Here is a 10,291-nt window from a genome sequence, read left to right on the forward strand (position 1 = left end):
CTGTCGGCCGCGCCACGCTGCAGCGGCGGCTGGCCGCCCGGCGCGCGGGGCCGCGGGTCGCGGCGCTTGTCGCGCTGGGTCTTCACGAGGCGGGGCTTTCGGGAACCATGGGGGCGCTTCTGCCATAGCGGCCGTGGAGGCGCAACACGGCGCGGTTTTCGCGCATTGCGCTCAGGCCGAAACCGCCTTGTACACGGCGATGCCGGCGGCCAGATCCTCCAGCGCGGCGCCGACGGACTTGAACAGCGTGATGTCCCCGGCGGAGGCGCGGCCGGCGATCTCGCCGCGCGCGAGACCGAACAGGTCGCCGACGATGGCCTCCCGGGCCAGCACGCCCGACGCCAGCGGCTGGACGATGTCGCCGGCTTCCCGGGTGGCACCGGCCAGCGTGTCGACATAAACGCGGGCGCGGCGAACGGCCTCGTCGTCGGCCTCGCGCATCGTCGGGGTGAAGCCGCCGACCAGATCGACATGCGCGCCGGACTTGAGAAGCGCCCCCTTGATGAGCGGCTCGGTCGAGATGGTGCAGGACGAGACGATGTCGGCCTCCGCCACCGCCGCGTCGAGATCGGCCGCGACGGCGACGTCGAGGCCGAGATCGGCGAGGCCGGCCACGACCTTCTGCGCATGGGCGGGCGTGCGGTTCCAGATCCGGACCTTGCCGATCGGCCGCACCGCCGCATGGGCGCGGGCGAGGAAGGGAGACAGCGCGCCGGCGCCGATCACCAGCAGCGAGGCGGCGTCTTCACGCGCCAGCCAGGAGGCCGCGAGCGCGGAGGCGCAGGCGGTTCGCCACTGCGTCAGCCGCTGCCCGTCGATCAGGGCCAGCGGCTCGCCGGTGCGGCCTTCGAGCAGGAGATAGAGCCCCATCACCGCCGGCTTGCCGATGGCGTTGTTGTCGGGCGACACGGTGACGATCTTGACGCCGACGAAGCCGCCATCCGACGTGCCCGCCCGCTCGAAATCGCTCCAGGCCGGCATCAGGAGCAGCGTGGAGGCGGCGCCGTCGGGACGATCGATGGTGTGATGGTGGCGGACCGGCTGGACGGCGCCGTCGCGGAACGCGGTCCGCAAGGTTTCGACCAGGCCGGCGAAGGTGAGCGACCGGTCGACGGCGGCGGCATCGATCATGCGCATCATCATATCCTTCGTCCGTGGGGCGGGATCACCGGGTGGCGGGCCGGACAGCGGCGGCGACGTCAGCCGCGAAGGGCGGGAACGCCCGGCGGCGGGGCGGACGCCGACGCGACGGGGGCGGGCTGCTTCTGCTGCAGGAGGCTCTGCACCTCGCGCCGCCTGGTCCGCGCTTCCTTGCGGTAGCGGCCCTGCTTCAGCCAGGCGGCCACGCCGCCGATGACCATGCCGAGGATGAGGGCCAGGAACAGCATGACGAAGAGCGGCATCTGCACCGAGAGCGCCGCATTGCCGGGGTTGAACGGGTCGAAGGTGAAGCTGGTCATCTGGCGGTTGGCCACCGCCAGCGCGACCAGAAGGATCGCAACCGGTACGAAAATGACGACGACGATGATGCGGTTCAGCATGCCTTGCCCGTTTTCTGCCCGTCTGCGGAGGAACCCGTCACTTCGCGGCGTTGAGCCGCTCGCGCAGTTCCTTACCGGTCTTGAAGAAGGGGATCCACTTCTCCTCGACGTCAACGGCTTCGCCCGTCCTCGGGTTGCGTCCGACGCGCGCCGGCCGGTTCTTCACCGAGAAGGCTCCGAAGCCGCGCAGCTCGACACGATTGCCCTCCGCGAGCGCTTCGGTGATCTCTTCGAAGATGGCGTTAACGATGTTTTCGACGTCTCGAAGAAAGAGGTGCGGATTTCGGTTCGCGATCGTCTGCACAAGTTCGGACTTGATCATTGCGGCGTTTCCCATCGTGCCCGGAAATTCTTTTTTTTGCCCGACCCTTATCTCTCCCCGGTGACACCGGAGGCAGGTTGCCAGAGCGACAGGAGACCGTCAAGGAACAAGCGCTCTCCACCCAGTTCGCGCAAGAGATCCGCGCTGCCGCCCGGCAGGCCGATCGCGTCGGCGACCGCGCGCAGCATCGACTGGCCAAACAGGAAGCCGCCGGTGTTGCGGGGTTTCCATTCGCGAACCTCGAGCGCTTCGTCGACGCCCCGGGTCTTCAGCCAGGCGATCACCTCCTGCTCGCCGCCGAGCGCGTCGACGAGCTTGAGATCGAGCGCCTGCCGGCCGGTGAAGATGGAGCCGTCGGCCAGGGCCAGCACCTCGGCGCGCGACAGCGGGCGCCGCTCGATCACGAGACCGACGAACCATTCGTAGGAATCCATGATCATCGCGCGGATCATCGCCCGCTCCTCGTCGGTCGTGGGGTTGAAGGGCGAGGGTTCGGCCTTGAGCGGCGAGGACTTCACCTCCTCGAGCTTGATGCCGACCTTGTCCATCAGCCCGGTGAGATCGGGAAACTGCACCAGGACGCCGATCGATCCGACGATGGAGGACTTGCGCGCCACGATGTGATCGCTGGCGCTGGCGATCATGTAGCCGGCCGAAGCGGCCAGCGTGCCGACCTGCGCGGTCACCGGCTTCTTTTCAGCGATGCGGCGGACGGCGTCGAAGATCGCCTCGCCGCCCGCCGTGGTGCCGCCGGGGGAATTGATGGAGAGGATGACGCCCTTCACCGAATCGGACTCGGCGATGTCCTCCAGCCGCCGCAGCAGCTCGCCATCCTCGGTGATCGTGCCGCCGATCTTGACCTGGGCGATGTGATCGCGGCCCTGGCCCGGCCAGCTGTCGCGCATGCCCCAGGCCCCGAAGCCGGCGATGGCGATGGCGGCCACGAGGAGCGTGGCCACCCTCCAGAAGGTGAGTTTGCGCCGAATTCGTCGGCGATCGATGATGTCGTCGGCTCTCGGCGCCATTTGAGGACCCTCGCACACTGCTCCGCCGACCGGTTCTAGCGAAATCCGCCAGCGAGCGAAACGGACCATAATCGATTTGGCAACTGACCTTTGGGCATCTGCCCAATCCATCGCGCCCGGAGCGCGAGGCTGGACGAGAAACGGCGATCCCGCCAGAGCATCCTGGTTGCGCCGCGACGCGGCAACACTCGACAGGCGCTGGATGTTTATCCAAAAATAACCATATTGGGATGCAATCCGGTCCGGCGTGGCTTCGCGACATCTTTTCGCGCCGGCTCGTTCATAACTACTCCCGAAACGGACAAGCACGGAACCGACCGGTCACAGGATGGCGATGAGTGCTGCACAGCAGGATACCAGGCGCCTCCCGCCGTCGGGCCGGGACCATGCGTTCGCGGGCGCCATTCGCCATTCGCGCCGCGTCCGCTTCTTCAAGATCGCGCTTCCCGTCCTGTCGCTGCTGATCGCGATCGGCTTTGCCGGATATTCCTGGCTGCTGACCCCGGCCAGCGTGGTGATCGCGGTCGACGGGTCGGCGATCCGCGACGGCAAGATCGTCATGGCCAATCCGAAGATGAACGGGTTCACGAGCAACAACCTGCCCTATTCGATGAACGCGGCGCGGGCGATCCAGGAGCTCACGCGAACCGGCGCCATCGAGCTCGAGGAAATCGACGCGCGGTTTCCGATCGCGGCCGACCGGTGGGCGACGATCCGGGCCGAGGCCGGGGTCTACGACGACGAAACGAACGTGCTGCGCATCACCAGCCCGATCACGCTGACGACGTCGGACGGGCTGCAGGCCGATCTCGGGCCGTCGGAGGTCGACATCGCGGCGGGCGAACTCCGGTCTCCGAGCCCGGTGCGCATCGAGCAGGGCGGTTCCACGATTAGCGCCGACAGTCTGGAAGTACTCGACAAGGGCACCGTGTTCGTGTTCGAGAACAGGGTGAGGATGCAGGTTGATCCCCGGACCGTCAACGGTGTGGGCGACAGGGCGGAGATGCAGGATGCGGGGCAGTGAGATGACGATCATGCGCAAGGCACTCTTGGCGGCGGCGGTGACGCTGGCCGCGGCCCTTCCGGCCGCCGCCCAGCAGACGCAGAGCAATTTCGGCGGCCTGAAGATCTCGGGCGACCAGCCGATCCAGATCGAGAGCGACAAGCTGGAGGTGCGCGACACCGACGGCGTGGCGATCTTCACGGGCAACGTCAACGTCGTGCAGGGTCCCACGCTGATGCGGGCCGGCCGGATGACGGTCTACTATGCCAAGGGCGCGGCCGGCGGCGCAGGCGCCGGCGCGGCCGCCTCGGCGACGCCGGGTTCGGGCAACATCGACAAGCTCGAGGTGGACGGCAAGGTCTACGTGAAGTCGGAGACCCAGGTGGCGACCGCCGACAAGGCGACGTTCGACATGGGCACCGAGATTCTCGTCATGACCGGCAACGAGGTGGTGCTGACCGACGGACCCAACGTCATCGTGGGCTGCAGGCTGACGGTGCGGATGGGCACCGGCGAGGCGACGCTCGACGGTTGCGGCAAGGGCGGCCAGCAGGACAAGGGCGGCCGTGTGAAGATGCTGCTGCAGCCCAAGGCAACGCAGTAGGCTGCAACTTGTCCTTCTTCAGCAGAACGAACGGCCCGCGCAGGGCGAGCGACGCCGATGACGTCGGCGGCGCCGACCTGAAGGGCACGCTGATCGCGCGGGGCCTGTCGAAGAGCTATCACGGCCGATCCGTCGTGGACGGGGTTTCGATCGGACTTCGGGCGGGCGAGGCCGTCGGGCTTCTCGGCCCCAACGGCGCCGGCAAGACCACGTGCTTCTACATGGTGACGGGCCTGGTGCCCGTCGACGAAGGCACCATCGAGATCGACGGGTTCGACGTCACCCGGATGCCGATGTACAGGCGCGCGCGGCTGGGGATCGGCTACCTGCCGCAGGAAGCGTCGATCTTCCGCGGCCTGACCGTGGAGCAGAACATCCGCGCCGTGCTGGAGGTGGTGGAGAAGAATCGCCGCAAGCGCGAGGAACGGCTCGACGAGCTGCTGGAGGAATTTCACATCCCGCATCTGCGCAAGTCGCCCGCGATCGCGCTGTCGGGCGGCGAGCGGCGGCGGCTCGAGATCGCGCGCGCGCTGGCGTCCAACCCGAGCTTCATGCTGCTCGACGAGCCCTTTGCCGGCATCGACCCGATCGCGGTGTCCGACATCCAGCAGCTGGTGCGCCATCTCACCGCGCGCGGCATCGGGGTGCTGATCACCGACCACAACGTTCGCGAGACGCTGGGCCTGATCGACCGCGCCTACATCCTGCATGACGGCAAGGTGCTCACCCACGGGCCGGCGGCCGAGATCGTCGAGAACCCGGACGTGCGCCGTCTCTACCTCGGCGAAGCGTTCACGCTCTGATTCTGGCGCAAAGTCCCCGATTTCATCGCCGCGGAGAACGGTTTCGAAAGCCTTTGCCGCGCATTTTGCTTGACAAGCAAAAGGCGGGCCAGTTTTTTGGCGTCGTGAGGACGCGGCCCGACGGGCCGTCTGCGGAGGTATGGGGTAGCAGGCATGGCGCTCTCGGCGAAGTTACAGCTGCGGCAGTCGCAGGCGCTCGTCATGACGCCGCAGCTGATGCAGTCGATTCGCCTGCTGCAGTTCACCCACACCGAGCTGGAGCGGTTCGTCGACGAAGAGATCGAGCGCAATCCGCTGCTGGAACGCCAGGATCCCGCCGACGACGCGGGACGCGACGATCCCGAGCCGTCGGGCGCCGACGACGGTGACGCCGAATGGTTTTCGGCCGGTCTCGACACCTCGTCGGAAACGCTGGCCGAAAGGCTCGACACGTCGCTGGAAAACGTCTTCCCAGACGATCCGGGCGTCCAGGACCGGCTCGGCCCCGACCTCGCGCTGACCTGGAAGTCGGCGTCCGGCAACCAGGGGCAAGGCGACGGCGGCTTCGATTTCGAGACCATGGCCGCCGCCGCGGTGACGTTGCGCGACATGGTCGACGAACAGATCGCCTTCACGTTTCCCGATCGCGCCAAGGCGCTGATCGCCCGCGAACTCGCCGATGCGCTGGACGACACCGGCTACATGCGGGGCGACATCGGCGAGATCGCCGACCGGCTCGGCGCCGACCGCCCAACGGTGGAGGCGGTGCTCGACGCGTGCCAGGGATTCGACCCCGCCGGGCTGTTCGCCCGCGACCTGCGCGAATGCCTGGCGCTGCAACTGCGCCGGCGCGACCGCTTCGATCCCGCGATGGAGGCGCTGATCGCCCATCTCGACCTCCTGGCCAAGCGCGACTTCGTGGCGCTGCGGCGGATCTGCAAGGTCGACGAGGGCGACCTGATCGACATGCTGGGCGAAATCCGCGCGCTGGACCCGAAGCCCGGCGCAGGCTTCGTGGCGAGCGCCGCCGAGACGGTGGTGCCCGACGTCGTGGTGAAGCCGGCGCCGGACGGAAGCTGGACGGTGGAGCTGAACCCGGAAACGCTGCCGCGGGTGCTGGTCGACCAGGCCTATTTCGCGCAGGTCTGCACGCATGCCAAGAGCCCGGCCGATCGCGAGTTCCTGTCCGACTGCATGCAGAGCGCCAACTGGCTGACCCGCAGCCTGGACCAGCGCGCGCGCACCATCCTGAAGGTGACGTCGGAAATCGTGCGCCAGCAGGACGGCTTCCTCGTGCACGGGATACGGCACCTGCGGCCCCTGAACCTGAAGACGGTGGCGGATGCGATCCAGATGCACGAATCGACCGTGAGCCGGGTGACCGCCAACAAGTACATGCAGACCCCGCGCGGGGTCTTCGAACTGCGATTCTTCTTCACCGCCTCGATCGCGTCGGCGGAGGGCGGCGATGCCCATTCCGCCCAGGCCGTGCGTCACCGCATCCGCCAGATGATCGACGAGGAAGACACGTCGAACGTTCTTTCCGACGACGCGATCGTCGACATCCTGCGCAAGGACGGGGTCGACATCGCCAGAAGAACGGTGGCGAAGTACCGGGAGGGAATGAACATTCCGTCCTCCGTACAACGTCGGCGCGAGAAGCGCGCGATGGCCGGCATGGAGGCCTGACGGGGCCGCCTGCCGGTGCGGCATGGACGCGGGCGTCGAGCGCGCGTTGACAAAGCCCGGCCAAATCCCTAGAAGCCGCGCACCCAAGGGGGTGGCGCTTCCGCTCGCGCCACCGGCCCGCAACATGGACCCGCGCCGAAACTTCGGTATGACCAGATGCGCAACCTTGTGCGCGACGATGGCGGGTATAAACTCGGAAGCGGAGTCATCCGAGCAAGAAAGGGTCAGATTTCAGATGGGCCTGCGAATTTCCGGTAAGCAGATGGAGATGGGTGATGCGTTCCGCACCCGGATCGATCAACGCATCGAGGAAGCAATCTCGAAATATTTCGATGGAGGGTTCTCCGGGCATGTCACGGTCGAGAAGACCGGGGCGCGATTTTCGGCCGACTGCCGCATTCACCTCGACACGGGAATGGAACTGCAGGCCGAAGGTCGGGCGATGGACCCGCAGTTGGCCTTCGACGCCGCGGCCGAACGCATCGAGAAGCGGTTGCGGCGCTACAAGCGGCGCCTGAAATCGCATCAGGCCGACTCGCCCGCCGAAGCCGTCTGGGCCAACGTGCCCTACCGCGTGATGTCGCCGGTGGCCGAGGAAGACGAGGAGGTGCCGGAGGACTACGCGCCCGCCATCGTGGCCGAGACGTCGATGACGCTCAAGACGCTCAGCGTCGCCGGAGCCGTGATCGAACTCGACACGAAGGAAAGTCCCGTCCACGTGTTCCGCAATGCGGGCACCGGGAAGGTCAACATCGTGTATCGCCGCTCCGACGGCAACATCGGGTGGATCGATCCTTCCGCCGTGGCAGGCGACGGAGCCTGAGGCTCCGCCGTCGACTTTTCCGCGCGGACGTCTTCCCGCGCCGGGGACCAACCAAGGGACGCGAAGAAGCATGGATCTGAGCGATCTGATCGAGGTACCGGCCATTCTGCCGGCCTTGAAGGCGAATTCGAAGAAACAGCTCCTGCAACTCCTCGCCGAGAAGGCGAGCGAGGTGACGGGGCTTTCGGAGCGCGAGATTTTCGACACCATCCTCCAGCGCGAGCGCCTCGGCTCCACCGGCGTGGGCAACGGCATCGCCATTCCGCACGGCAAGCTGCCGGGCATCAAGGCCATCACCGGCGTGTTCGCCAGGCTCGACCATCCGGTGGAGTTCGAGTCGCTGGACGACCAGCCGGTGGACATGGTGTTCCTGCTGCTGGCGCCCGAGGGCGCCGGCGCCGACCATCTGAAGGCGCTGTCGCGGATCGCCCGGGTGCTGCGCGATTCGGAGACCGTGGCCAAGATCCGGGGCACCCGCGACGCCGCGGCGATCTACGCATTCCTGTCGACGGCGCCCGCCTCCAACGCCGCCTGAGCGGCGTTCGGCGAAGACCCCGGCGTCAGTGGATGCCGGCGTCAGTGGATGCTGACGGGGGTCAACTGGTTCTGCATCGCCGCGCCGATGGCGTTTTCACGCTCGTCGGTCAGCAGAATGGGCCGCCCGTCGGCGGCGAACAGGGCCCAGAGCTCAAGCCCCGGCGCGATGTCGGGAATGCCCGGGAAACGACCGGTCAGGTCCTCGCTCTTCACCTTGCGCAGATATGCGAGGGCGCCTTCGCCGAGATGGGCGAACTGGTCGGCCGTCATGGCCAGGATTTCGGAATGATCAGTCATGTTTAGCCTCCTTGCCGAGGGCTGCCTTGCATAGGCCAACCCAGGTGCGAGCCATGGGTTCCGTTCAGTCTTTCACCGAGATGTTTATTTTTCGTACCAGCTTTTCGGGCTGGGGCCGGTCGAGAGCGACGGACAGGAGCCCGTTCTTCAGTTCGGCGCCGACGACGCGCATGCCGTCCGCGAGGACGAAGGTCCGCTGGAACTGCCGCGCGGCAATGCCGCGATGGAGATAGTCGCGGCCGGTGTCCTCGGTCTGCTTGCCGCGAATCACGAGCTGGTTTTCTTCGGTGGTGACGTCGAGGTCGTCGTCCGAGAAGCCGGCGACCGCCAGGGTGATCAGCAGCCTCTCGCTTCCGCAGTCCGCCGAGCGCAGGCGCTCGATGTTGTAGGGCGGGTATCCGTCTCCGGACTTCGCCACACGCTCGAGCGTCTTTTCCATGGTGTCGAAGCCGAGCAGGAGCGGATTCGAGAAGGGCGTCATACGCGTCATGGGTCTCATGTCCTCCAGAGAGCGACGTGGAAAGCGGAGGAACCCGGGTGGCGTTCCTCCGCGTGCTGCTGATATGGTCCGCCGCCTTTTGAAGTTCAAGTGAGTGCAAGGAACAGCGAATGAACCCGGCGCGCAGGATCATCATCGACACAGACCCGGGCCAGGACGACGCGGTGGCTATCCTGCTCGCGCTGGCGAGCCCGGAGCTCGAGGTGATCGGCATCACGGCGGTGGCCGGCAACGTGCCGCTGGCGCTGACGCAGACCAATGCCCGCAAGATCTGCGAGCTGGCGGGCCGGCCCGACATCAAGGTGTATGCCGGCGCCGTGCGGCCGCTGATGCGGCGCCTGGTGACGGCCGAGCACGTGCATGGGCGGACCGGGCTGGACGGGCCGACACTGCCCGACCCGACCATGCCGCTGCAGGAGACCCACGCCGTCGACTTCATCGTCGAGACGCTTCTGGCCGAAGAGCCGGGCACGGTGACGCTGTGCCCGCTCGGCCCGCTGACCAACATCGCCGCCGCGCTGAACCGCGCGCCCGAGATCGCCGGCCGGATCAAGGAGATCGTCCTGATGGGCGGCGGCTTCTTCGAGGGCGGCAACGTCACGCCGGCGGCCGAGTTCAACATCTATGTCGATCCGCATGCCGCCGACATCGTCTTTTCCTCCGGCGTGCCGATCGTGATGATGCCGCTGGACGTGACCCACAAGGCGCTGACGACGGCAAAGCGCGTCGCCGCGTTCCGGGCTCTCGGCACCAGGGTGGGCATCGCCACCGCCGAGCTGCTGGAGTTCTTCGAGCGCTTCGACGAGGAGAAATACGGCAGCGACGGCGGCCCGCTGCACGACCCCTGCGTGATCGCCTACCTGGTCGAGCCCGGCCTCTTCCGGGGCCGCAACTGCAACGTGGCCATCGAGACCGCCTCGGAGATCACGATGGGCATGACCGTGATCGACTGGTGGGGCGTGACCGACCGGCCGAAGAACGCCACGGTGATGCGCGACATCGATGCGGACGGCTTCTTCGATCTCCTGACGGAGCGGCTCGGGCGGCTTTGAGGTCCGACGGCGGGGCGGTCAGCCGCCCGGCAGAGCCAGCGCGCGCTCGACCTCGTTTCGCAGCGGGATCGCCGGCTGCGCGCCGGGCTTCAGGCAGGCCAGCGCCCCGGCCGCCGC

At 67.3% G+C, this 10,291-nt stretch carries 13 protein-coding genes; 7 read left to right on the plus strand and 6 right to left on the minus strand.

All coding sequences use genetic code 11. The features are described 5' to 3' along the window. Positions 1-171: 171 nt before the first annotated feature. The 4 genes from lhpI to sppA all read right to left on the minus strand — a co-directional run bounded on the left by lhpI (position 172) and on the right by sppA (position 2,888). Positions 172-1,137, minus strand: coding sequence for a bifunctional Delta(1)-pyrroline-2-carboxylate/Delta(1)-piperideine-2-carboxylate reductase (gene lhpI / locus EJC49_RS24570; protein ID WP_126702564.1), 966 nt, complete (start codon positions 1,135-1,137; stop codon positions 172-174). A 62-nt stretch (positions 1,138-1,199) separates the two neighbouring features. Then, complete coding sequence (locus EJC49_RS24575) at positions 1,200-1,541, minus strand: LapA family protein (protein WP_126702565.1); 342 nt, start codon at positions 1,539-1,541, stop codon at positions 1,200-1,202. 37 nt (positions 1,542-1,578) lie between these two features. Then, positions 1,579-1,863, minus strand: a complete 285-nt coding sequence (locus EJC49_RS24580) for an integration host factor subunit beta (protein ID WP_126702566.1) — start codon at positions 1,861-1,863, stop codon at positions 1,579-1,581. A 47-nt stretch (positions 1,864-1,910) separates the two neighbouring features. Further along, complete coding sequence (gene sppA / locus EJC49_RS24585) at positions 1,911-2,888, minus strand: signal peptide peptidase SppA (RefSeq protein ID WP_126702567.1); 978 nt, start codon at positions 2,886-2,888, stop codon at positions 1,911-1,913. Positions 2,889-3,222: 334 nt separating this feature from the next. Here sppA and lptC point away from each other — a divergent pair, with 334 nt between their 5' ends. The 6 genes from lptC to ptsN all read left to right on the plus strand — a co-directional run bounded on the left by lptC (position 3,223) and on the right by ptsN (position 8,324). Further along, positions 3,223-3,912: an LPS export ABC transporter periplasmic protein LptC gene (lptC, locus tag EJC49_RS24590; RefSeq protein ID WP_126702568.1), complete on the plus strand. Its 690-nt coding sequence runs from the start codon at positions 3,223-3,225 to the stop codon at positions 3,910-3,912. Next, positions 3,899-4,495, plus strand: coding sequence for an LptA/OstA family protein (locus tag EJC49_RS24595; RefSeq protein ID WP_126702569.1), 597 nt, complete (start codon positions 3,899-3,901; stop codon positions 4,493-4,495). The genes lptC and EJC49_RS24595 overlap by 14 nt, the downstream gene beginning before the upstream one ends. Positions 4,496-4,572: 77 nt before the next feature. After that, positions 4,573-5,298, plus strand: coding sequence for an LPS export ABC transporter ATP-binding protein (lptB, locus tag EJC49_RS24600; protein ID WP_245453553.1), 726 nt, complete (start codon positions 4,573-4,575; stop codon positions 5,296-5,298). A gap of 153 nt (positions 5,299-5,451) precedes the next feature. Then, the gene (rpoN, locus tag EJC49_RS24605; protein ID WP_126702571.1) at positions 5,452-6,966 is read left to right on the plus strand and encodes an RNA polymerase factor sigma-54; all 1,515 of its coding nucleotides are present in this window, start codon (positions 5,452-5,454) and stop codon (positions 6,964-6,966) included. Positions 6,967-7,201: 235 nt separating this feature from the next. Next, a complete protein-coding gene (gene hpf, locus EJC49_RS24610) occupies positions 7,202-7,789 on the plus strand; it encodes a ribosome hibernation-promoting factor, HPF/YfiA family (protein ID WP_126702576.1) in 588 nt (195 codons plus the stop codon). Between the two features lie 70 nt (positions 7,790-7,859). Then, positions 7,860-8,324 carry a PTS IIA-like nitrogen regulatory protein PtsN gene (gene ptsN, locus EJC49_RS24615; protein ID WP_126702572.1) on the plus strand — a complete coding sequence of 155 codons (465 nt, stop codon included), beginning with the start codon at positions 7,860-7,862 and terminating at the stop codon, positions 8,322-8,324. Positions 8,325-8,365: 41 nt separating this feature from the next. On the opposite strand, the gene EJC49_RS24620 is transcribed toward ptsN, so the two are convergent. Both EJC49_RS24620 and EJC49_RS24625 read right to left on the minus strand, forming a co-directional pair. Continuing rightward, the gene (locus tag EJC49_RS24620; protein WP_126702573.1) at positions 8,366-8,623 is read right to left on the minus strand and encodes a BQ00720 family protein; all 258 of its coding nucleotides are present in this window, start codon (positions 8,621-8,623) and stop codon (positions 8,366-8,368) included. A 64-nt stretch (positions 8,624-8,687) separates the two neighbouring features. Continuing rightward, on the minus strand, positions 8,688-9,113 hold the full coding sequence (locus tag EJC49_RS24625; RefSeq protein WP_126702574.1) for an Hsp20 family protein: 426 nt from the start codon (positions 9,111-9,113) through the stop codon (positions 8,688-8,690). Positions 9,114-9,232: 119 nt separating this feature from the next. Here EJC49_RS24625 and EJC49_RS24630 point away from each other — a divergent pair, with 119 nt between their 5' ends. After that, a complete protein-coding gene (locus tag EJC49_RS24630) occupies positions 9,233-10,174 on the plus strand; it encodes a nucleoside hydrolase (RefSeq protein ID WP_126702575.1) in 942 nt (313 codons plus the stop codon). Positions 10,175-10,291 lie beyond the last annotated feature (117 nt).

This window comes from Aquibium carbonis (assembly GCF_003970795.1).
GTDB classification, from domain to species: domain Bacteria; phylum Pseudomonadota; class Alphaproteobacteria; order Rhizobiales; family Rhizobiaceae; genus Aquibium; species Aquibium carbonis.